This is a genomic window from Actinobacillus ureae ATCC 25976 (genome assembly GCF_000188255.1).
In the GTDB taxonomy this organism is placed as follows: domain Bacteria; phylum Pseudomonadota; class Gammaproteobacteria; order Enterobacterales; family Pasteurellaceae; genus Actinobacillus; species Actinobacillus ureae.
This window is the reverse complement of the sequence record NZ_GL831080.1, coordinates 1,558,294-1,581,276: the sequence shown is the minus strand read 5'-3', so window position 1 is coordinate 1,581,276 and position 22,983 is coordinate 1,558,294. Positions and strand designations below refer to the sequence as shown.

General features: G+C 40.7%; 13 protein-coding genes, 5 pseudogenes and 1 riboswitch. Of the genes and pseudogenes, 10 read left to right on the top strand and 8 right to left on the bottom strand.

Going from position 1 to position 22,983, the window contains the following annotated elements; genetic code table 11:
- Positions 1-38: 38 nt before the first annotated feature.
- Entirely contained in the window at positions 39-1,556 is a 1,518-nt protein-coding gene (der, locus tag HMPREF0027_RS07380) for a ribosome biogenesis GTPase Der (RefSeq protein ID WP_005623675.1), read from the bottom strand.
- 200 nt (positions 1,557-1,756) lie between these two features.
- Here der and HMPREF0027_RS07375 point away from each other — a divergent pair, with 200 nt between their 5' ends.
- The gene (locus tag HMPREF0027_RS07375; protein WP_005623673.1) at positions 1,757-2,746 is read left to right on the top strand and encodes an LLM class flavin-dependent oxidoreductase; all 990 of its coding nucleotides are present in this window, start codon (positions 1,757-1,759) and stop codon (positions 2,744-2,746) included.
- Positions 2,747-2,877: 131 nt separating this feature from the next.
- Here HMPREF0027_RS07375 and hemA read toward each other — a convergent pair whose 3' ends face one another.
- Positions 2,878-4,188, bottom strand: coding sequence for a glutamyl-tRNA reductase (hemA, locus tag HMPREF0027_RS07370; protein WP_044024359.1), 1,311 nt, complete (start codon positions 4,186-4,188; stop codon positions 2,878-2,880).
- Between the two features lie 333 nt (positions 4,189-4,521).
- Here hemA and relA point away from each other — a divergent pair, with 333 nt between their 5' ends.
- Both relA and ispC read left to right on the top strand, forming a co-directional pair.
- Entirely contained in the window at positions 4,522-6,729 is a 2,208-nt protein-coding gene (relA, locus tag HMPREF0027_RS07365; protein ID WP_005623669.1) for a GTP diphosphokinase, read from the top strand.
- A gap of 69 nt (positions 6,730-6,798) precedes the next feature.
- Positions 6,799-7,989 carry a 1-deoxy-D-xylulose-5-phosphate reductoisomerase gene (gene ispC / locus HMPREF0027_RS07360; protein WP_044024358.1) on the top strand — a complete coding sequence of 397 codons (1,191 nt, stop codon included), beginning with the start codon at positions 6,799-6,801 and terminating at the stop codon, positions 7,987-7,989.
- A gap of 55 nt (positions 7,990-8,044) precedes the next feature.
- Here the strand turns inward: ispC and lon are convergent, their stop codons facing one another.
- From lon to glpQ, 6 genes and pseudogenes are all read right to left on the bottom strand, one after another.
- The gene (gene lon / locus HMPREF0027_RS07355; protein ID WP_005623665.1) at positions 8,045-10,453 is read right to left on the bottom strand and encodes an endopeptidase La; all 2,409 of its coding nucleotides are present in this window, start codon (positions 10,451-10,453) and stop codon (positions 8,045-8,047) included.
- A 154-nt stretch (positions 10,454-10,607) separates the two neighbouring features.
- Positions 10,608-10,784 carry a hypothetical protein gene (locus HMPREF0027_RS12655; RefSeq protein ID WP_005623663.1) on the bottom strand — a complete coding sequence of 59 codons (177 nt, stop codon included), beginning with the start codon at positions 10,782-10,784 and terminating at the stop codon, positions 10,608-10,610.
- 4 nt (positions 10,785-10,788) lie between these two features.
- Complete coding sequence (locus HMPREF0027_RS12650; RefSeq protein WP_005623661.1) at positions 10,789-11,184, bottom strand: hypothetical protein; 396 nt, start codon at positions 11,182-11,184, stop codon at positions 10,789-10,791.
- Complete coding sequence (locus HMPREF0027_RS12645) at positions 11,172-11,516, bottom strand: hypothetical protein (RefSeq protein ID WP_244261847.1); 345 nt, start codon at positions 11,514-11,516, stop codon at positions 11,172-11,174. Before HMPREF0027_RS12645 ends, HMPREF0027_RS12650 begins: the two co-directional genes overlap by 13 nt.
- A 142-nt stretch (positions 11,517-11,658) precedes the next feature.
- Positions 11,659-13,115 (bottom strand): annotated as a pseudogene (glpT, locus tag HMPREF0027_RS07345) (glycerol-3-phosphate transporter).
- A gap of 198 nt (positions 13,116-13,313) precedes the next feature.
- Positions 13,314-14,403: pseudogene (gene glpQ / locus HMPREF0027_RS07340) on the bottom strand (glycerophosphodiester phosphodiesterase).
- Positions 14,404-14,666: 263 nt separating this feature from the next.
- Between glpQ and glpA the strand changes: the two are divergent.
- The 7 genes and pseudogenes from glpA (at position 14,667) to ribH (ending at position 22,811) form a co-directional block, all read left to right on the top strand.
- Positions 14,667-16,327: pseudogene (gene glpA / locus HMPREF0027_RS07335) on the top strand (anaerobic glycerol-3-phosphate dehydrogenase subunit A).
- A 13-nt stretch (positions 16,328-16,340) separates the two neighbouring features.
- Positions 16,341-17,609 (top strand): annotated as a pseudogene (gene glpB, locus HMPREF0027_RS07330) (glycerol-3-phosphate dehydrogenase subunit GlpB).
- A pseudogene (glpC, locus tag HMPREF0027_RS07325) lies at positions 17,606-18,881 on the top strand (anaerobic glycerol-3-phosphate dehydrogenase subunit GlpC). Before glpB ends, glpC begins: the two co-directional pseudogenes overlap by 4 nt.
- Positions 18,882-18,932: 51 nt before the next feature.
- A riboswitch (FMN riboswitch) is annotated at positions 18,933-19,058 on the top strand.
- A 132-nt stretch (positions 19,059-19,190) separates the two neighbouring features.
- Entirely contained in the window at positions 19,191-20,276 is a 1,086-nt protein-coding gene (gene ribD, locus HMPREF0027_RS07320; protein WP_005623637.1) for a bifunctional diaminohydroxyphosphoribosylaminopyrimidine deaminase/5-amino-6-(5-phosphoribosylamino)uracil reductase RibD, read from the top strand.
- A 47-nt stretch (positions 20,277-20,323) separates the two neighbouring features.
- Positions 20,324-20,971 carry a riboflavin synthase gene (gene ribE / locus HMPREF0027_RS07315; protein WP_005623635.1) on the top strand — a complete coding sequence of 216 codons (648 nt, stop codon included), beginning with the start codon at positions 20,324-20,326 and terminating at the stop codon, positions 20,969-20,971.
- 62 nt (positions 20,972-21,033) lie between these two features.
- Positions 21,034-22,239 carry a bifunctional 3,4-dihydroxy-2-butanone-4-phosphate synthase/GTP cyclohydrolase II gene (locus tag HMPREF0027_RS07310; protein ID WP_005623634.1) on the top strand — a complete coding sequence of 402 codons (1,206 nt, stop codon included), beginning with the start codon at positions 21,034-21,036 and terminating at the stop codon, positions 22,237-22,239.
- 110 nt (positions 22,240-22,349) lie between these two features.
- Positions 22,350-22,811 carry a 6,7-dimethyl-8-ribityllumazine synthase gene (gene ribH, locus HMPREF0027_RS07305; protein WP_005623632.1) on the top strand — a complete coding sequence of 154 codons (462 nt, stop codon included), beginning with the start codon at positions 22,350-22,352 and terminating at the stop codon, positions 22,809-22,811.
- Positions 22,812-22,983: the final 172 nt, after the last annotated feature.

Below are 22,983 nucleotides of genomic sequence, written 5' to 3'. Positions count from 1 at the left end.
GCCAAAGACGGGTACTAATAAGGGAGAGATTTGTCTAATTATTTCTTACTTTTTTTAATAAACTTCATCAAGCGTTTACGTTTACGTAATTGGTTTGGTGTGAGTTTATTTTTCTTACCGGCAAACGGGTTATTACCTTCTTGGAACTGAATACGGATCGGCGAACCGATAATTTTCAAGCTCTTACGGAAGTAATTACTTAAATAACGTTTATAAGAATCCGCTAATTTTTCGACTTGATTACCGTGAATCACGATAATCGGCGGATTATAACCACCCGAGTGAGCGTATTTTAATTTCACACGGCGACCGTTTACTAACGGCGGCTGATGCTCATCCGCTGCCATACGTAAAATACGTGTCAGCATTGAAGTTGATGTTTTCTGTGTCGCACAAGCATAGGCTTCTTTCACGGAATCAAATAAGTTACCTACGCCTGAGCCGTGTAATGCAGAAATAAAATGCACACGAGCGAAATCGATAAAGTCTAAACGGCGATCTAATTCGGATTTCACTTGATCTTTAATATCTTGTGATAAGCCGTCCCATTTATTAACTACGATCACAAGTGAACGACCGGCATTCAGAATAAAGCCGAGTAGAGATAAATCTTGATCAGAAATGCCTTCACGCGCATCGATGGTAAGTAATACCACGTTCGCATCTTGAATCGCTTGTAGGGTTTTAATTACGGAGAATTTTTCCACCGCTAAATTAACTTTACCACGTTTACGTACACCTGCCGTGTCAATAATCGTATATTGCTGACCGTCACGCTCCATCGGAATATAGATTGAATCACGTGTCGTACCCGGCATATCGTAAACCACCACACGATCTTCACCGAGAATACGGTTGGTTAACGTTGATTTACCCACATTTGGACGACCAACGATGGCAATCTTGATGTTTTTATCTTCAATCGATTCACTTTCGTCTTCTAATGCTTCGTCAAGTAATGCGGTATCTTCTTCATTATCAAAGTCGAAATCTGTATCCCATTCATCCGCTTCTTCATTTGCAGAATCTTCCTCATTTTCGACCGCTTGATCCGCATTTAATTGTTCTCCGAGTGTCGCTAAGACTTGTTCGATAAGTTGTGTTACGCCACGACCTTGTGCCGCTGCGATTTGTTCAACTTCACCTAAACCTAATTGGTAGAATTCCGCACAATGTGAATCTGCATCGATACCGTCCGTTTTATTTGCTACTACCACGGTCGTTTTTTCACGCTGACGTAAATATTGAGCAATACCAATATCGGCAGGTAGTAAGCCGGCACGCGCATCGACTAAGAAAAGTACAACATCCGCTTCTTCAATCGCGAGTAGCGATTGTTCCGCCATTTTTTCTTCAACCCCTTCTTCCGTACCGTCAATACCACCGGTATCAACTACGATAAAATCATAACCGGCGATATTTGCATGACCGTATTTACGGTCACGAGTAAGTCCCGGAAAGTCCGCTACTAGCGCATCACGTGTGCGGGTTAAGCGGTTAAATAAAGTGGATTTACCCACATTCGGTCTGCCGACAAGGGCAACAACTGGAGTCATTATTATTCTGTCCTTCTAAAAATTCTGTCTTTGCGAGTCGCAAAATCGTCATATTATATACTAAAAGCATTGAGAACGGAAAAAGGATCGAAAACAAGCGGTCGATTTTCTGTAAATCTTGTTGATCGAAATGGAAAATACACAATTTCCCTTTTATGAAGGTATTTGTATAATGCCAATATTTAGATTCGGAGAGCAAAATGAAATTATCAGCTTTAAGCCTTGTACCTGTACGTGAAGGATTTACACGCAAACAAGCAATTGATTCGGTGATTCGGGAGGCAAAACTTGCCGAAGAACTGGGATTTGAACGCTTTTGGATTGCCGAACATCATAATATTCGAGCTTATGCTAGCTCAGCTACCCAGATTTTAGTTTCAACATTATTACATCATACTCAGCGAATTAAAGTGGGCGCTGGTGGCGTAATGTTGCCTAATCATAGCCCACTTATTGTGGCGGAACAATATGGTACGTTGGCAACACTATTTCCAAACCGAGTTGAAATTGGGGTAGGACGAGCTAAGGGAACAGATCCTTTTACCGCTGCTGCTTTACGTCGTCAGGCTGCATCTCAAACAAATCATGAACAAGATGTTGCGGATTTACAAACTTATTTCGGCAAAGAGCAACCAAACGGTATTAATGCTTACCCGGGCGTAGAGACGAATGTACCGATTTTTGTTTTAGGTTCTAGTCCTGCAAGTGCGTATTTTGCCGCAGAAAAAGGGCTTCCGTATGCCTTCGCATCCCATTTTTTACCAATGCAACAAAAACAAGCAGCAGAGATTTATCGCCAAAATTTTAAACCTTCCGAACATTGTGCTAAACCTTATATGGTACTTTGTTTGAATGTTAATGTCGCAGAAACGGATGCTGAAGCGCATTACACAAACAGTACGCTTAGACAGCTCTTTTTAAATGAACAACGTGGTGAAAATGTCTTTGTTAAACAACCGGTTGAGAATATGGATTCTCTATACTATTCTGCCGGTGAACGTCATTCTATTGATTTACAAAGTGGCGGTATTTTTATTGGTAGCAAAGATAGGGTGACTAAGCAATATGCTGATTTTATGGATGAATATGCTGAATTAGTCGATGAAGTTATGCTGACAGGATATATTTTTGATGAAGAAAAATGGTTGGATTCACTCAGAAAATTTACGGAAATCGTGAAATCCTATTAAGGATAGTTGCAGTATATTGAAATCTTAAGTTTGAATAAAAAATGGTTAGCCTAATTCTAACCATTTTTCGTTTTAGGGATTGCAAAATTTTACTGAAAATCAACCGCTTGTTTGCTTGAATTTCTGAGTTGTTACTGTTCTTCTAATTTCAAGGCTTTAGAAAAACACTGTAAGCCCTTAGAGTTACCGCTTTTAGCCATCGCTTGTAAGGCTTGGGTCGGCACGTGTAATAAGTTGTTAGCCAGTTTATAACTCAATTCATTTAAGACTTTCTCTGCATCTTGCCCTGCGCTAATCTCTTGCATCGCTTTATTGAGTAGTTCTTGGCGAGTTTGTTCGGCATCTTGGCGATAGCGTTTAATTAAATCGCTGGATTGCTGTTGTTTTAACCATTCGAAGAACGCTTTACATTCCTGCTCCACAATTTCAGTCGCTTGTTCAGCTGCTTGTTGGCGTTGGGCTAGATTGCGTTGAATAATGTTTTGCAAATCGTCGACGCTATAGGAATAGACCGCATCCAGCTCGCCAGCTTTCTCATCAATATCACGAGGCACGGCAATATCAATTAACAGCATTGGATCAAATTGGCGTTGCTTTTGGGCAATCTCAACCATTTCTTTGCCAATTAACATATCAGGACTTCCAGTTGAGCTAATTACCACGTCTGCCTGATTTAAACCAATTTGTAACGCACTAAGCGATAGAATCTGCATCTGCGTTTCCAAACGTTCCGCTAACATTTCCGCGCGTACGTGAGTACGGTTTGCAATCATAATATTTTTTGCACCGTGTTGAATTAAATATCGTGCCACTAATTCAATCGTTTCACCCGCACCGACTAATAGGAAGCGCAATTTACCGAAATTATCAAAAATTTGGCGCGCTAAACCGCAAGCGGCATAAGCGACAGAAACTGCGCTTGAACCGATTTCCGTTTCAGAACGAACGCGCTTCGCGGTTGAAAAAGTACGCTGGAATAAGCGAGAAAGTTTGGTCGAAACTTGAGTGCCTTGTGACTGATAAAAATTCTCACTGTCTTGGTAAGCTTGCTTTACTTGGCCAAGAATTTGTGGCTCGCCTAAAATTAGTGAATCCAATCCGCAAGCTACCTGCATTAAGTGGCGAGCGGCTTCAAAATTCTGTTTGAAATAGATACATTCACGTAATTCGGTGTGATCAAGTTGATGGATTTCGGCAAACCATTCGAAACATTGTTCTCGCCAAGCGAGATTATCCTCATGTTCTGCTTGTGGTGTAATTTCCGAATGATGGAAATAGAGTTCGGTGCGGTTGCAAGTTGATAAGATGACAACGCTTTCAGCTAAACCACGCTGCTGAATTTGTTCGAACGCCAACTGGCGTTTGACTTCATCAAACGCCACTTTTCCTCGTAAACTCACCGATGCTGTTTTATGGTTAATACCTAAAGCTAAAATTGTCATTGAATCCCACATAAAAGAAAAAACGGCAAAATGCCGCTTAAAACGTACTGCATTCTAACCAATCGGCAAATACGCTGCAATTAATTGTAGAGATTGGTTTGATTTATCACAATTTATATACCTCAAAAGAGATAGGGGCTAATTTTGAGAAATTAGCCAAATACTTTTTTATAATATGGCGAATTAAGTGAAAAAGTGAACAATTTGTAGCGGATAGATAACAACAAGCTAGCGATAACCACTAACAATAATTCGCAAATCCAAGTATAATGCTAAGCAATTTCTAGCCGCCAAGCGGTTAAATATTCGTAAGATTTTACAAAAGGAGGATTTATGGTAGCGATTCGCCGTTCACACGAGCTTAACCCTAGTACTTTTGAGTTAGCGAGTTGGAGTGCAGCTTTACAAATGTCGCCCATAACCTTCGAAGAGTTACAAATTGCTTGGTGTTATGCACAAGAGAAATTAGATACCGAAACATATCATTTAATGTGGGACGGTGTTGAGATGGTCGAAATCCTGCATGGCTTGAATATGGATGATGATTCTCTTGTCGCAGCCTTATTATTTCCTCTCGTTAAACACAATATTATCGATCTTGTTAAGGTGAAAGAACGCTTTAGTAATCAGGTGAAAAATTTGGTTAAAGGCGTGATCGAAATGGATAATATTCGTCAATTAAGTGCCAACAGCGCTTCCGATTTACAAATCGATAATATCCGCCGAATGTTACTTGCTATGGTGGATGATTTCCGTTGCGTGGTTATAAAACTCGCCGAACGTATTACTTATTTGCGTGATAAACATCTGCATACGGAAGAAGATTTGGTTTTAGCCGCTAAAGAATGTTCACATGTTTATGCGCCGCTCGCCAATCGCTTAGGCATCGGACAGCTTAAATGGGAGCTGGAAGATTACTGCTTCCGTGCTTTACACCCGCAATGTTACCGTGTGATCGCCTTACAATTGGGGGAGCGCCGTCTAGAACGTGAAAGCTATATTGCAAATTTTGTGACAAATTTGACCGCTTCTTTAGCAGAACAGATTAGTGATATTGAAGTTTATGGTCGTCCGAAACACATTTACAGTATTTGGAAGAAAATGCAGAAGAAAAATCTGCGTTTCGAGCAGCTGTTTGACGTAAGAGCGGTGCGTGTCATTGTACCGAATCTGCAAGATTGTTATACCGCTTTGGGGATTATTCATACGCAATATAGACATTTACCGGAACACTTTGATGATTATATCGCACACCCGAAACCGAATGGTTACCAATCGATTCATACTGTCGTGTCAGGTGAGGGCGAGAAAACTATCGAGGTGCAGATTCGTACACGTAAAATGCATGACGATGCGGAACTAGGCGTTGCAGCGCATTGGAAATATAAAGAAGGTGCAACGGCTGGTCGTTCCGGCTATGAAGAGAAAATCGTTTGGTTACGTAAATTATTGGCGTGGCAAAATGATATTGCGGATTCGGGCGATGTGGTTGCGGAAATGCGCTCTCAAGTATTTGATGATCGTGTTTACGTGTTTACCCCGAGAGGCGAGGTAATTGATTTACCGAAAAATGCCACACCGCTTGACTTTGCTTATGCGATTCATAGTGAAGTAGGGCATCGTTGTATCGGCGCTAAAGTTGCCGGGCGGATCGTGCCGTTCACCTATTTATTGCAAATGGGCGATCAGGTAGAGATTATTACTCAGAAAAATCCGAATCCAAGCCGAGATTGGTTAAACCCGAATTCAGGCTTCGTAAATACTTCCAAAGCGCGTGCAAAAATTATCGCTTGGTTTAAGAAATTGGATCGAGAGAAAAATATTCCGATCGGCAAAGAAGCATTGGAAGCGGAAATGGCGCGTTTTGGCTTTACTTATAAGCAAATCGAGCAATATGCGTTGCCTCGCTATAATCTGAAACAATTTGATGATTTGTATGCAGGGATCGGCGGTGGTGATATTCGTCTGAATCAGTTAAGCCATTATTTACAAAGCAAGTTAATCAAGCCGACCGCGGAGCAAGAAGACGAAGCGGTTCTGAAACAAGTGAATAAGCATGCCAATAATGCTAATCAGCACAAAGGCAAAAACGGACAAATTATTATTGATGGCGTTGGTAATTTAATGCACACCATTGCCCGTTGTTGTCAGCCGATTCCGGGCGATAAGATTGTCGGTTATATCACGCAAGGGCGAGGAATCTCAATTCACCGTGCGGATTGCGAGCAATTGTTTGAATTGCGTAGTGCAAATCCGGAGCGTGTAGTTGGTGCACAATGGGGTACGAATTATGCGAGTGGCTTCAGTTTAGCGATTCGAGTAACTGCAAATGACCGCAACGGTTTATTGCGTGATGTGAGTGCAGTAATGGCGAATGAGAAAGTTAACGTGTTGAGTGTCTCAAGCCGTATTGATGCGAAACGTAGTCTAGCCATTATGGATATGGGAATTGAGCTGAGCAATGTTGATATGCTGGGTAAATTATTAGCGCGTATCGCACAACTTGAAGATGTTATTGAAGCGAAACGCTTATCAAATTAAGTGACAAGCGGTCGAATTTGCAAAAAAATTGCAAAATAGGCCGCTTGTTTTTAGTTATTAGGAATGTATATGAAGAAATTAGTGATTTTAGGCTCAACCGGATCAATCGGTAAAAGTACCTTATCTGTGGTCGAGCAAAACAAAACGGAATACGAAGTATTCGGTTTAGTTGGTGGTAAAACCGTTGAATTGATGGCAGCACAATGCTTATTATTTCAACCGAAATTTGCCGCATTAGATGACGAGCAAGCTGCAAAAGCATTAGCGGAACAGCTCAAACAATTCAATGTAAAAACTGAAGTGCTAAGTGGTCAAAAAGCGATTTGTGAACTGAGCGCTCACCCCGAAGTGGATATGGTGATGGCGGCAATTGTTGGAGCTGCCGGTTTATTGCCAACCCTTTCAGCGGTTAAGGCAGGTAAAAAAGTCTTATTGGCCAATAAAGAATCGTTAGTCACTTGCGGGCAAATCTTTATTGATGAAGCGAAAAAATCCGGCGCACAATTATTACCGGTTGATAGCGAACATAATGCGATTTTCCAATCTCTACCACCGGAAGCGCAACAAAAAGTCGGTTTTTGTCCGCTTGCAGAGTTAGGCGTGAGTAAAATTATTTTGACCGGTTCAGGCGGTCCGTTCCGTGTAAAACCGCTCGATGAGTTTGCCACTATTACTCCGGCACAAGCGGTTGCACACCCGAATTGGTCGATGGGTAAGAAAATCTCGGTCGATAGTGCCACCATGATGAATAAAGGTTTGGAATATATTGAGGCCCGTTGGTTATTTAATGCTTCGGCAGAGGAAATGGAAATTATTATTCATCCGCAATCCATTATTCATTCGATGGTACGTTATATTGACGGTTCGGTTATCGCTCAAATGGGGAATCCGGATATGTGTACGCCGATTGCGCATACAATGGCGTATCCGAAGCATATTAATGCCGGTGTGGCGCCGTTAGATTTCTTTAAATTGAAAGAATTAACTTTTATCGAACCGGACTTTGCCCGCTATCCGAATTTGAAATTAGCGATTGAGGCATTTGCAGAAGGGCAATATGCTACCACTGCAATGAATGCGGCAAATGAAGTGGCGGTAGAGGCTTTCTTAAATGAGCGTATTCGTTTTATTGATATTGTGAATGTGAATAGAACGGTCGTTGAAAATATTGCGCCGATTCAAGTAAAAGAAATAGCTGACGTGTTGCATATTGATAAATTAGCACGTGAATTGGCGGAACAAGCCGTGATTAATCTATAAGAAAGAAAAACCTCGAATAACAAATATTCGAGGTTTTTTACTTTAAACGATAGATTTATTGAATTGCCGCTTTTGAGCGAGATTTTTTCACTTTAATCGTTTGAGATTTTGCCGGAATGATCTCAATCCCCATTGGCGGATTTTCCAATGCAATTGATAATACTTCATCAATCGTTTTGACCGCATGAATCGTTAATGCCGCTTTTGTATTTTCCGGAATTTCTTCCAAATCTTTTTCATTTTCTTTTGGAATAATCACGGTGGTAATGCCGCCACGGTGTGCAGCCAGTAATTTCTCTTTTAAACCACCGATTGGTAAAACTTTACCACGTAAGCTAATTTCACCGGTCATCGCAACTTCTTTACGAACTGGGTTGCCGGTTAGGCTTGAAATTAATGCGGTACACATCGCAATACCAGCACTCGGGCCATCTTTCGGTGTTGCACCGTCCGGCACGTGTACGTGGATATCACGTTTCTCGTGGAAGTCATCTGCGATACCTAATTGAGCAGCTCTTGCTCGCACCACCATCATTGCTGCTTGGATAGATTCTTTCATTACATCGCCTAATGAGCCTGTAAATGAGAATTTACCTTTACCGCTTACTGATGCCGTTTCGATCGTTAGTAAATCGCCGCCAACTTCCGTCCACGCTAAACCGGTTACTTCACCGACACGGTTTTGGTTATCCATTTTGCCGTAATCAAAACGTTTTACACCTAAGTAATCCGCAATATTCTCTTCTGTTACAGTCAGTGATTTAACTTTTTTGTCTAACACTAAAGTTTTCACTGCTTTTCGACAGATTTTTGCAATTTCACGCTCAAGACCACGCACACCGGCTTCACGAGTATAATAACGTATAATGCTTAAAATCGCACCATCTTCAATGGTCAATTCACCTGCTTTTAGGCCGTTATTTTCTTGCTGTTTAGCAATTAAATGTTCACTTGCAATGTGCATTTTTTCATCTTCGGTATAACCGGAGAGACGAATCACTTCCATACGGTCGAGCAGTGCCGGTGGAATATTCATTGAGTTTGACGTTGCCACAAACATTACATCAGATAAATCGTAATCGACTTCTAAATAGTGGTCGTTAAATGCTTTATTTTGTTCCGGATCTAACACTTCAAGTAATGCGGATGCCGGGTCGCCACGCATATCCTGCGCCATTTTGTCGATTTCATCGAGCAAGAATAACGGGTTTTTCACACCGACTTTTGCCATTTTCATCATTAATGAACCCGGCATAGAACCGATATAAGTACGGCGATGACCACGGATTTCCGCTTCGTCACGCACGCCACCTAGTGCCATACGGACATATTTACGTCCAGTCGCATTAGCGATAGATTGACCGAGCGAGGTTTTACCTACACCCGGAGGACCAACTAAGCAAAGAATTGGACCTTTTAGTTTATTTAAGCGGCTTTGTACTGCAAGATATTCCACAATACGTTCTTTAACTTTTTCTAGTCCGTAATGATCTTTATCTAATACGGCTTGCGCTTTCGCTAAGTCTTTTTTGACTGCAGATTTTTTATGCCATGGCATTTTTAAAATCCAGTCAATATAACTGCGAACCACTGTTGCTTCCGAAGAGCTTTGTGGCATTGCTTTTAATTTTTTAAATTCACCGTCTAATTTTTCTTTTACTTCTACTGGCAATTTGGCCGCATCAATTTTTTCTTTAAGTTTATCTAATTCGCTCTGTTCGGCATCTTCGCCGTTACCTAATTCTTTTTGAATCGCTTTGATTTGCTCATTCAAGTAGTAATCACGTTGGTTCTTTTCCATTTGCTGTTTAACGCGATTACGAATACGGCTTTCTGTTTCCAGAGAGTCCATTTCCGTTGCCATTGCGACTAATAGCGCTTCAAAACGAGCAATAAGATTCGCTTCTTCAAGTAACGCTTGTTTTTTCTTAACTGGTGCGATGAGGTTTGAAGAAATCGTATCGGCTAAACGGTCTTCCGAAGTGATTTTTTGTAATTTAGGCAGAATTTCAGCCGGAATTTTTTTATTATTTTTTACGTAATTTTCAAATTCATTAAGCGTTGCTTTAGCGATTGCTTGTAATTCATTATCTTCTTCATCAAATTCTGATGAAATTACCTGTATGCCAGCCCAGAAGCCGTTCTCATCATCATGAATATGTTCAATTTTGGCACGTTGCTGACCTTCAACCAGTACTTTCACCGTACCGTCAGGAAGGTTTAACATTTGGATAATATTAGCAATTACACCAACATCATATACATCAGCAGTTGTCGGTTCTTCTTTATTAGGATCTTGTTGAGTGACAAGGAATAATTGTTTATTGCCATCCATCGCTGCACGTAAGGCTTGAATCGATTTCTCACGCCCTACAAATAACGGCATAACCATATAAGGAAATACCACTACATCACGTAACGGAAGTAGCGGTAACTCAATTGCTTTCTTTTTTCTTGGTGCCACGAATTTGCTCTCTTCTTATGTTCTATCAAAAATAGTAATTTCTTCATTATGGGGGTGAAATTTGGAAAAACAAGCAAAAATTTGATTAAAGTTAAAAAAGAAAGGAAATAATCCGAGATTATTTCCTTACAAGAAATGAGAAGAAAAGAAATGATTATTGGCATCTAGGCGTCATTTGATAAAAATACAGCTCACTAATTTCACGATCATATCCTGGGTAAAAACCTTTCGGCATTCCTAATACGATTTGTTTGCCGCGATTAACCTGAACAATCAATTGCTTGCTTTTTGGATTGATTACGAGCCCTTCAATTTCACCGTAATCTTTCACATCATCAAGGGTACCGCTCTAGCACAACTCGAGCTTCGTTATTTTTAACAGAAAGTTCTACACGATATAAGTGATCGTGTTCTTTCTCATCGGCAGTTCCGTCATCTGCAGTCAGGTATAAATTTCCCTTATGGGCGAAGATACCTTGAATCCATTGCTGAACCGGCTGTAAATGAACTTTGCATTTATATTTACCGCTATCAAGATCATATTCATGTAAATAGCGACCACTTTCTTCTCCAACCCAAGATGCCATCCAAACACTACGATTGACGGTATCGACCGTAATTGCTGAAACTTCTAATTGCCCCGACTCAGGATAAAAATCTACTGCTCTTTTAAATGCTAAGCTATCAGGGTCATGAATGGCAATTTGGATATTTTTACCTATACCGTCCATAAACCATTCAGAGGAAATATATAATTCATTGTTATAAATATCGATATCACTGATATGATTGGCTTCTTTTTGATAACCGATAAACGTTTTTTGTTTTCAGTAATGAGTTTCCCGTTTAAATCATATTTGGCGAGAGACGCTGAACCGGATACATAGAGATATTTACCGTCAGTAGTGACACCTTGGCGACCATTGACCTCCATTACTTTGTTTAAAGTATATTCGTATTTAGGTAATGCTTCTGCGTACGGAGAGAGGCAGCTTTGATTTGCAACACTAATAGAAGTCATAAATAAACAGCTTAACGTAAGTGCAATTTTTGATAATTTCATATGATTCTCCAGTTATTTAATGTTGTTGGTTAAGGAAGTTAGTAGCTAGTTAACCTTAGTTATATGGCAAATTGATGACAAATAGTGGTTTTAGGATGAAAAAAAGGAAGAACAATTGTTCTTCCTTTTGTAAGCGAGTTAATTATTTACCGTCGTGGTCGCCTAATTTTGCTTTATGTTTACCTTCTTCAAGCATTACGATAAGCATTACGATAAGCATTAATAACACCGCTAACACACCGCCAGCAGTCATCACGTAGAAACCGCCGTCCCAGCCATAATATTCTGCAGCCCAACCAACAACTGCTGATGCAGAAACCGTACCACCTAAGTAACCGAATAGACCGGTGAAACCTGCTGATGTACCCGCTGCTTTTTTCGGTGCTAACTCAAGCGCATGTAAACCAATTAACATTACCGGACCATAGATTAAGAAACCAATTGTAGTTATTAAAATGAAGTCCATCAATTGATATGGGTTTTCATACCACGCTTTACCTGCATATTGAGCTAATTCAGCCTCTGGTGTTGCTGGGTTTTTTCATAATGCTACAACGGCAATCGTGGTTAAGATCATAAAGATAAAGCCGGTTAAACCACGTTTACCTTTGAATAATTTATCCGATACCCAACCGCATAATAATGTACCCGGAATAGCGGCTAATTCATAAATGGTGTAAGCCCATGCAGTGCCTTTGATATTGAAGTGTTTTACTTCACCGAGGTAAACCGGAGACCATTTTAATACACCATAACGAATTAAATAAACGAATACGTTAGCGATTGCGATATACCATAATAATTTGTTTTTAAGTACATAAGTCACAAAGATTTCTTTGGTACTTAAATCTTTTTCCGCTGTTTCCTCATTATAGTCATCAGGATAATCATTACGCCATTTTTCTACCGGAGGTAAACCGCAAGATTGTGGCGTGTCTTTCATTACAAAATAAACTGGAATCGCAGCAATCATTGCAGCAATACTAGGGTAGTAAAGCGCTTGTTGCCATACGTCTTTCGCAGTTGCGTGTTCGCCAGTATTACTAAAGTAAATCGCACTTGCTAACAACACCATTGCACCCAGTACCATACCACCCACGTTATGTGCACAGTTCCAGATAGAAACGATAGTTCCACGCTCAGATTTAGACCACCAATGTACCATCGTTCTACCACATGGAGGCCAACCCATACCCTGGAACCAACCGTTTAAGAAAATCATGATGAACATGACAGCAATACCTGAAGTTGCCCACGGCATTAAGCCCATCATCGTCATACAGAGACCGGAAAGTAATAAACCGAACGGTAAAAATACTTTCGGGTTTGAACGGTCAGACATACCTGCCATCACGAATTTAGAAAGACCATAAGCTAAACCTGCACCGGTACCGATAATACCTAATTCAGCTTTGTTATATAAACCTCTTCAATTAAACCTTTTTGCGCAAGGTCGAAGTTTGCACGCACAAAATAATATGCGGCGTATCCAAAAAAGATACCTGCGAATACTTGCCAACGTAAGAATTTATATCTTGCATCTATTTTATCTGCCGGCAATTCCGCAATGTGCGGGGCCGGTTTAAAAGGACCAAACATAGAAACACTCCAAATGATATATATTGATAAAACGTTCGATTACGAACAATCATGCGTATTTTAACGAAAAAAGAGTAATACTCCATATTATTTATCTAAATTTTTGAATTCACTCACACTTTTATGAAAATATTTCAACATATTTGCTAAAAATATCAATAATTCACAAATTTAGTATTCGTTTTCGCTCAAAAACGTCTATTTAGTACCTTTGATAAACTGCACACCTGTATCAGGGAAATCGGTAAATACCCCGGTTGCTCCCGCTTTGTTTAATAACGCATCATACATTTGATTTACATCGGTAAAGAATTCCGGAAGCGCATCTTTACGTACAGTGTACGGGTGTAATTCCATGTTAGTTTTCGCAATATCTTTTACCATTGGCGTGTATTTGATATCACCTAATTTTGAGTTTTTATCATCCACCAACATATACCAACCCGGGCCTACACCATCGGCATATTTAGCCACTTCCGCCATTGCACCGTCTTTGAACATCCAGTCGTAGTTATAGTTAACCCATTTGCCCGAAGCATCTTTTTCTTCGGTTTCATGCTAATAGGTATAAGCGATTAATTGAACGAGTTTCACATTCATACCGAGTTTTGGTAACAATTCGGTTTTGATACGTTTTAACTCGTTAAAATCAAAGGTTTGTAAATAAACTTTGTCCGGTTTTTGATCGTAGCCGTATTTTTTCAATACTTTTAAGGTTTCTAATGCAATATCTTTGCCTTCTTGATGATGTAACCAAGGTGCTTTGATTTCCGGGTAAATACCGATTTGTTTACCCGGTTGATTTTTCTAAGCCTTGGATAAATTCGATTTCATCTTCGAAGGTGTGAATTTGGAAATGAGATTTCCACATTGGGAAGCGATTTGGATAAACTTGTACTTGTTGACCATTTTCTGTTTTGAAGTTTTCTGTCATTTCAAGTGTTTGGATTTCTTTTAAGGTGAAATCAGCGACATAGAAACGACCGTCTTTACGCGCACGTTTCGGGAATTTTTTCGCTACATCAGTTAAACCGTCTAAGAAATGGTCATGAATAACAATTAAGCGATTATCTTTCGTCATCGCAAGATCTTGTTCTAAATAATCCGCTTGTTGAGCAAAAGCGAGCGCTTTAGACTCAAGCGTATGTTCAGGTAGGTAACCACTCGCTCCACGATGTGCAATGATTAATTTGTCAGATTGAGCTGATTGTTCAGCGGTTTGTTGTGCGGTACACCCGGTTAAAACTGCTGTTGCAAGTAAGCTCATAGCTAATGTTTTCAATTTCATTATTTTCTCCTTGATTAGCTTAAATGTTTGTTTATCAACAAACCGCGCACAGCATAACCGAACAAAATGAATAGAAAAGCACATTTGTACAAATTTTTGATCTATTCCACAAAGAATTTAACAAATTTAAATTCTTTGTGAGCATTATCACATTTTTGATTTCTTTTATGCTCATCTGTTTGTTCCAAATCGCTCATTTTTATACAATAAATCTGTTTCTATTGTTTCGTTTCATTTCATTTAAAATGTGGGAGAGGTTGAGTATGAACATTTTACCTCAAATGTATCAAAATGTTGCAGATTTTTCGCCAATCAGTACAGATGTCATTATCATCGGCGGTGGTGCAACCGGTGCAGGGATCGCAAGAGACTGTGCGCTTCGAGGCTTAAAATGCGTATTGCTAGAGCGCAGAGACATCGCAACCGGTGCGACCGGTCGTAATCACGGCTTACTGCATAGTAGAGCACGCTATGCGGTAAATGATAGAGAATCGGCAGAAGAGTGTATTAAGGAAAATCTCATCCTCAAACAGATCGCTCGCCATTGTGTAGATGACACGAAAGGGCTTTTCATCACCCTACCGGAAGATGATCTTAATTATCAGAAAAACTTTATCCAAGCCTGTACCGATTCGGGCATAGAAGCGGTCGAAATTGAGCCGGATCTTGCAAAATATATGGAGCCGTCCGTTAACTCTTCGCTAGTCGGTGCGGAGGTTGTGCCGGATGGTTCGATTGACCCGTTCCGTTTAACCGCTTCCAATATACTGGATGCGACGGAGAACGGTGCAAAAGTGTTTATTTATTGTGAAGTCACGGGCTTGATTCGTGAAGGTGGTACTGTCATTGGCGTTAATGTGTTTGATCACCGAAACCAAGTCAAACGCCAATTTTTTGCGCCGATCGTGGTGAATGCCGGCGAGATCTAGGGGCAAGGTATTGCCGAATATGCCGATCTCAAAATCAAAATGTTCTCGGCAAAAGGTTCGTTACTGGTAATGGGACACCGTATTAACAATATGGTGATCAACCGTTGTCGTAAACCAGCAAATGCCGATATCTTAGTGCCGGGAGATACCATTTGTGTTATCGGTACAACGTCTGACCGTATTCCTTATGATCAAATTGACAATATGGTGGTGACGCCGGAAGAAGTAGGTATCTTGTTCCGTGAAGGGGAGAAACTTGCGCCGAGTTTACGTCATACTCGTGTGTTACGTGCTTATGCGGGGTACGTCCTCTGGTGGCTACCGATGATGATCCGTCCGGTCGTAATGTTAGTCGTGGTATCGTCTTGCTGGATAACGCAGAATGTGACGGTTTAGACGGTTTTATTACGATTACCGGTGGTAAATTGATGACTTATCGCTTGATGGCGGAATGGGCGACCGATTTGGTTTGCAAAAAATTGAATAAATCCGACCGCTTGTGTAGCACGGCGGAACGTCCTCTTCCGGGTTCAAATGAAAGCCGCGAAGAAACCAGTAAAAAAATTATTTCACTGCTGAATACGATTCGCCATTCTGCGGTTTATCGTCATGGTTCCAGAGCATTGCGTTTACTTGAAACCGAGCGTTTAGATAAAACTTTAGTGTGTGAATGTGAAGCGGTAGCTGCCGGTGAAGTTCGTTATGCGGTTGATGAACTCAAAGTGAATAATTTGGTGGATTTACGCCGCCGTACTCGTGTCGGTATGGGAACTTGCCAAGCGAAACTTTGTGCTTGCCGTGCTGCAGGACTGATGAGTCGTTTTAAAGTGGCGACACCAAAAGAATCAACCACCCAATTAGCCTCATTTATGGAAGAGCGCTGGCGTGGAATTCAACCGATTGCATGGGGGGATGCAATGCGGGAAGCGGAATTTACCAGCTGGATTTACTATTGCCTACTCGGACTGAATGATGTACCGATGGACGAAGAGTAGGGAGTGAATAGCAATGAATTTTGATGTAGTAATTATTGGCGGCGGACTCGCCGGTTTAACCTGTGGGATTGCGCTTCAAGAACAAGGCAAACGCTGTGCGATTATCAACAACGGACAAGCAGCCATTGATTTTTCTTCCGGTTCAATGGATTTACTTTCTCGTTTACCAAGCGGTCAAAAAGTCGAAAATGTTTATCAATCGCTTGATGAGTTAAAACTTCAAGCGCCGGAACATCCGTACAGTATTCTTGGCAAAAGCGCAGCAGTTCGAATAATTAGCGCAAAGTTTAACTCTACATTTAGAAGGATCAACGGCGCAAAATCATGAACGCATTACCCCGCTAGGTGGTCTTCGTGCGACTTGGTTATCGCCGAATAGCGTACTGACGGTAAAACATTTAACTACCTTAGCGAAGAAACAGGTCGCCATTTTAGGAATTGAAGGCTATCACGATTTTCAGCCGCAATTATTGGCGGACAATTTAAAACAGTATAGCCAGTTTGCTGATTATGAATTTACGATCGGTTATTTAAATATTCCTGAGTTGGACTATTTACGTCAAAACTCACGTGAGTTTCGCAGTGTAAATATTGCGCAATTATTAGAACATAAATTGTCTTTCCAAGATTTGGTACAAGAAATTAAACAGGCAGCAGGCAATGCGAAAGCGGTATTTTTACCGGCTTGTTTCGGCTTGGATAACCAAGATTTCTTCAATAGCTTACAACAAGCAACCGGTTTGGCATTATTCGAATTACCGACGTTACCGCCGTCTTTATTGGGTATTCGCCAACATCGTCAATTACGTTCACGTTTTGAGCAATTAGGCGGCATGATGATGAACGGTGACCGAGCGATTAAAGCGGAATTTGAGGGCGATAAGGTCGTACGTATTTTTACCACATCACACCAAGAAGAACCAATTAGTGCAAATCATTTTGTGTTGGCTGCCGGTAGCTTTTTTAGCAACGGTCTTGTGGCGGAATTTGAACGTGTGAAAGAGCCGGTATTTGATTTAGATATTTGCGGTTGCAAAAATTTTAATGATTCCGACCGCTTTACTTGGACAAATAACCGCTTTGTAGCACCTCAACCTTACCAATCTGCCGGTGTGGTGATTAACTCGGCTTGCCAAGTACAAAAAAAGGTGTGGTTGTACCGAATTTATATGCGGTGGGAAATGTCATCGGAGGTTTCCAAGGTATTGAACAAGGCTGTGGTTCGGGTGTTGCAGTGGTTACGGCATTAACCGTTGCGGAACAAATCGGAGGTACAAAATGAATATTCAACAATTGATTGAAAATGCACGTCAAGGCGCACAATCTCCGGTTGTTCATCAACATTTTGACCCAAGTTTTGAAAGTTGTTTGAAATGTACCGCTTGTACGGCGGTATGTCCGGTTTCACGTAATAATCCGTTTTATCCGGGGCCAAAACAATCCGGCCCAGACGGCGAGTGTTTACGTCTGAAAAGCCCAGATTTCTATGATGAAGCCTTGAAATATTGTACGAACTGTAAACGTTGTGAAATTGCTTACCCGTCGGATGTAAAAATCGGCGATATTATTGTACGTGTAAGAAATCGTCATGTTGAGCGTCAAAATAAACCATTGATTCATAAATTGCGTGATGCGGTATTAAGTAATACCGATATTATGGGGACGATGAATACCCCGTTTGCGCCGATTGTGAATACGATTACCAGTTTAAAAGCGACTCGTTTCTTGTTAGAGAAAACCTTAAAAGTCAGCCAACACCGTACCTTACCGAAATATTCATTCGGTTCGTTCCGTAATTGGTATATGAAAAAACAAGCGAAACGCCAGGCGCAATTCAAAGAGCAAGTCGCTTATTACCACGGTTGTTATGTGAACTATAATAATCCGCAGTTAGGTAAAAAAGTGATCGATGTGATGAATGCACTGGATATCGGTGTGGTCTTGCTTGAAAAAGAAAAATGTTGCGGTTTACCGTTAATGGTGAACGGTTTTCCTGAAAGAGCAAAAAAACAGGCGGAATTTAACCTGAAATATCTTGAAAAAACTGTGGATAAACAGTTAGAAGTGATTGGTACTTCCTCAAGCTGTACGGCAAATATTAAAGAAGAGTACAGCCACGTACTCGGTATGCCGAATACCAAAGTGAAATCGCATATTGATATCGTGACACGCCACTTGTATAAATTGCAAAAAGCCGGCAGAAAATTACCGCTTAAACCGATGCGCTTACGTGTTGCTTATCATACTGCTTGTCACGTAGAAAAAGCAGGTTGGGCACCTTATACATTGGAGTTATTAAAACAAATTCCGGAGTTATGAAGTAGTCATGTTGCCGTCACAATGTTGTGGTATTGCAGGAACTTACGGTTTTAAAGCGGAAAACTATGAAACGTCACAAGCGATCGGCCGTACGTTGTTTGAACATATCAACGAAGGCGGTTTTGATTATGTGATTTCAGAGTGTGAAACCTGTAAATGGCAGATTGATATGTCGAGCAATGTTATTTGTTTACATCCAATCACTTTATTATCAATGGCATTGGATAAACGCTAATTCTTGCTTGACTTTGACAATCAAAAGTCGCAAAATTTGCAACAATTTTTTAATAATCTTCAGGGCAGGGTGAAATTCCCGATCGGCGGTAAAGTCCGCGAGCCGAACGAAAAAGGTTTGGCAGGAACTGGTGAGATTCCGGTACCGACAGTATAGTCTGGATGGAAGAAGATGAAATAACCGTGTAAGCGGTGGTTTTTTCTATCTTTTTTACAAGCCTTGAGATCGAAAGATTTCAAGGCTTTTTTCATCATTAGGGTAAACACGCCTGTAATGTGTTTTCCTCTGCCCTTAAATAGTTTCAAAACAATGACGGATTTAGACTATATGCGCCGTGCCATTGTACTGGCAAAACAAGGTTTAGGCTGGACGAATCCCAATCCGCTTGTCGGTTGTGTAATTGTCAAAAACGGTGAAATCGTTGCCGAAGGTTACCATGAAAAGATTGGTGGCTGGCATGCGGAACGTAATGCCATTTTACATTGTAAGGAAGATCTTTCCGAGGCGACTGCTTATGTAACACTTGAGCCTTGTTGTCATCACGGGCGCACGCCTCCTTGTTCGGATTTATTAATTGAACGAGGCATTAAAAAAGTATTTATCGGTTCAAGCGATCCGAATCCTTTAGTGGCGGGGCGAGGAGCAAGTCAGTTACGCCAAGCCGGTGTGGAAGTAGTAGAAGGTTTACTCAAAGACGAATGTGATGCGTTAAACCCGATTTTTTTCCACTATATTCAAACTAAACGCCCGTATGTGCTGATGAAATATGCCATGACGGCAGACGGCAAAATTGCAACCAGTACCGGCGAATCCAAATGGATTACCGGTGAATCGGCAAGAGCAAGAGTGCAACAAACTCGACATCAATATAGTGCGATTATGGTGGGAGTGGATACGGTGCTTGCTGATAACCCGATGCTAAATAGCCGAATGCCGAATGTGAAACAGCCGGTTCGGATTGTCTGCGATAGCCAATTACGTACACCGTTGGATTGCCAGTTAGTGCAAACAGCGAAAGAATATCGTACCGTGATTGCAACCGTTAGTGACGATTTGCAAAAAATTGAGCAATTTAGACCGCCTGGCGTAGAAGTATTAGTGTGTAAAGCACGAAACAAGCGGGTAGATTTGCAAGATCTTTTGCAAAAGCTCGGTGACATGCAGATCGACAGCCTGTTATTGGAAGGCGGTTCAAGTTTAAATTTCAGTGCGTTAGAAAGTGGTATTGTGAATCGAGTACATTGTTATATCGCGCCGAAATTAGTCGGTGGTAAACAAGCGAAAACCCCAATCGGCGGCGAAGGGATTCAACAAATCGACCAAGCGGTTAAATTAAAATTGAAATCGACCGAACTCATCGGCGAAGATATTTTGTTGGATTATGAAGTTTTATGATGTTCTCTCTAGCTAAGAGCGAGTAGATATAAACAGCGGAGGAAAAAATGTTCACAGGTATTATTGAAGAAGTCGGTAAAATTGCTCAAATTCATAAACAAGCTGAGTTTGCGGTAGTGACCATTAATGCAACAAAGGTATTACAAGATGTTCATTTAGGCGACAGTATTGCGGTGAACGGCGTATGTTTAACCGTAACGTCTTTTTCAAACAACCAATTTACCGCTGATGTGATGTCTGAAACGTTAAAACGTACTTCATTAGGCGAATTAAAACCGAATAGTCCGGTTAATTTAGAACGCGCGATGGCGGCAAACGGACGTTTCGGCGGACATATTGTTTCGGGTCATATTGATGGAACCGGCGAAATCGCTGAAATCACACCAGCACATAATTCGACATGGTATCGTATTAAAACCTCTCCGAAGTTAATGCGTTATATTATCGAGAAAGGTTCGATCACTATTGACGGTATTAGCCTGACTGTAGTGGATACCGACGATGAAAGCTTCCGTGTGTCGATTATTCCGCATACGATTAAAGAAACCAATTTAGGCTCAAAAAACATCGGCAGTATTGTCAATTTAGAAAATGATATTGTCGGCAAATATATCGAACAGTTTTTATTGAAAAAGCCGGCGGATGAGCCGAAAAGTAATCTTAGTTTAGACTTTTTAAAGCAGGCAGGATTTTAAAATTTGTAGGGACACATGCAGAGTGTCTCTACCGACAAAAATGTATATTTTAGGAAAAGAAGATGACAGATTTCCAATTTTCAAAAGTAGAAGAAGCTATTGAAGCAATTCGTCAAGGTAAAATCATTTTAGTCAGCGACGATAAAGATCGTGAAAACGAAGGTGATTTTATTTGTGCGGCAGAATTTGCCACACCGGAAAATATCAATTTTATGGCAACTTACGGCAAAGGTTTAATTTGCACACCGGTTTCAACGGAAATTGCTAAAAAGTTAAATTTCCATCCGATGGTGGCAGTCAATGAAGATAACTACGAAACGGCGTTTACGGTATCGGTCGATCACATTGACACAGGAACAGGCATCTCTGCTTTTGAACGTTCAATTACCGCAATGAAAATTGTAGATGATAATGCGAAAGCAAGTGATTTCCGCCGCCCGGGACATATGTTCCCATTAGTAGCAAAAGACGGTGGTGTTTTAGTACGTAACGGTCATACCGAAGCAACAGTTGATTTAGCTCGTTTAGCCGGTTTAAAACACGCTGGTTTATGTTGTGAAATTATGGCAGATGACGGCACAATGATGACCATGCCGGATCTACAAAAATTTGCCGTAGAGCACAATATGCCGTTTATCACGATTCAACAATTACAAGAATATCGTCGTAAACATGATAGCTTAGTGAAACAAATTTCTGTGGTAAAAATGCCGACAAAATACGGCGAATTTATGGCGCATAGCTTTGTTGAAGTGATTTCAGGTAAAGAACACGTTGCATTAGTCAAAGGTGATTTAACAGACGGTGAGCAAATTTTAGCGCGTATTCATTCTGAATGTTTAACCGGTGATGCGTTCGGCTCTCAACGTTGTGACTGTGGCCAGCAATTTGCCGCAGCAATGACACAAATCGAAAAAGAGGGCAGAGGCGTTGTGCTGTATTTACGCCAAGAAGGTCGTGGTATCGGTTTAATTAATAAGTTACGTGCTTACGAACTGCAAGATAAAGGGATGGATACGGTTGAAGCGAACGTTGCCTTAGGTTTTAAAGAGGACGAACGTGAATATTATATCGGTGCACAAATGTTCCGGCAGTTAGGCGTGAAATCGATCCGTTTACTAACCAATAATCCGGCAAAAATTGAAGGCTTAAAAGAGCAAGGGTTAAATATCGTTGCACGTGAGCCGATTATTGTAGAACCGAACAAAAATGACATTGATTACCTAAAAGTGAAACAGATAAAAATGGGACATATGTTTAACTTCTAACTTTAACAACCGTATGTAGTATTAGGGATGCAAGCGCTGCGTCCCTACTATAAAATGATACAAGCGGTCACTTTTTTATAAAATTTTGCATATTTCGAGAGGACAAAAAAATGGCAAAGATTACAGGTAACTTAGTTGCGACGGGTTTAAAATTTGGTATTGTAACCGCACGTTTCAACGATTTTATCAACGATAAATTATTAAGCGGTGCAATTGATACGTTAGTGCGTCACGGTGCGGATGAAAACGATATTGATACGGCGTGGGTTCCGGGTGCATTTGAGATTCCATTAGTTGCGAAAAAAATGGCAACCAGCGGTAAATATGATGCGGTAATTTGTTTAGGTACGGTAATTCGTGGTTCAACAACTCATTATGATTACGTATGTAATGAAGCTGCAAAAGGTATCGGTGCAGTTGCATTAGAAACCGGTGTACCGGTAATTTTCGGTGTATTAACCACAGAAAATATTGAACAGGCGATCGAACGCGCGGGTACTAAAGCAGGTAACAAAGGTTCAGAGTATGCATTAGGCGCAATCGAAATGGTAAACGTATTAAAAGCGATCTAATTTTTCGTTTGACGTGCTAAAAACAAGCGGTCGTTTTTGACTGGAATTTTGAAAATTTCCCGTTAAAAACGACCGCTTATATTTTATGTCTACATAGTAGACAAAAAGGTTGGTAAAAAGTGGGTTAAAGCCTTATATTACAAGGCGTTAACTGATCTACACCCCAAAAGTT

Excerpts from the sequence above, each read along its gene's own strand:
- der (WP_005623675.1), bottom strand. The coding sequence starts at position 1,556 with ATGACTCCAGTTGTTGCCCTTGTCGGCAGACCGAATGTGGGTAAATCC.
- HMPREF0027_RS07375 (WP_005623673.1), top strand. The coding sequence starts at position 1,757 with ATGAAATTATCAGCTTTAAGCCTTGTACCTGTACGTGAAGGATTTACA.
- hemA (WP_044024359.1), bottom strand. The coding sequence starts at position 4,188 with ATGACAATTTTAGCTTTAGGTATTAACCATAAAACAGCATCGGTGAGT.
- relA (WP_005623669.1), top strand. The coding sequence starts at position 4,522 with ATGGTAGCGATTCGCCGTTCACACGAGCTTAACCCTAGTACTTTTGAG.
- ispC (WP_044024358.1), top strand. The coding sequence starts at position 6,799 with ATGAAGAAATTAGTGATTTTAGGCTCAACCGGATCAATCGGTAAAAGT.
- HMPREF0027_RS12650 (WP_005623661.1), bottom strand. The coding sequence starts at position 11,184 with ATGGACGGTATAGGTAAAAATATCCAAATTGCCATTCATGACCCTGAT.
- HMPREF0027_RS12645 (WP_244261847.1), bottom strand. The coding sequence starts at position 11,516 with ATGAAATTATCAAAAATTGCACTTACGTTAAGCTGTTTATTTATGACT.
- ribD (WP_005623637.1), top strand. The coding sequence starts at position 19,191 with ATGACGGATTTAGACTATATGCGCCGTGCCATTGTACTGGCAAAACAA.
- ribE (WP_005623635.1), top strand. The coding sequence starts at position 20,324 with ATGTTCACAGGTATTATTGAAGAAGTCGGTAAAATTGCTCAAATTCAT.
- HMPREF0027_RS07310 (WP_005623634.1), top strand. The coding sequence starts at position 21,034 with ATGACAGATTTCCAATTTTCAAAAGTAGAAGAAGCTATTGAAGCAATT.
- ribH (WP_005623632.1), top strand. The coding sequence starts at position 22,350 with ATGGCAAAGATTACAGGTAACTTAGTTGCGACGGGTTTAAAATTTGGT.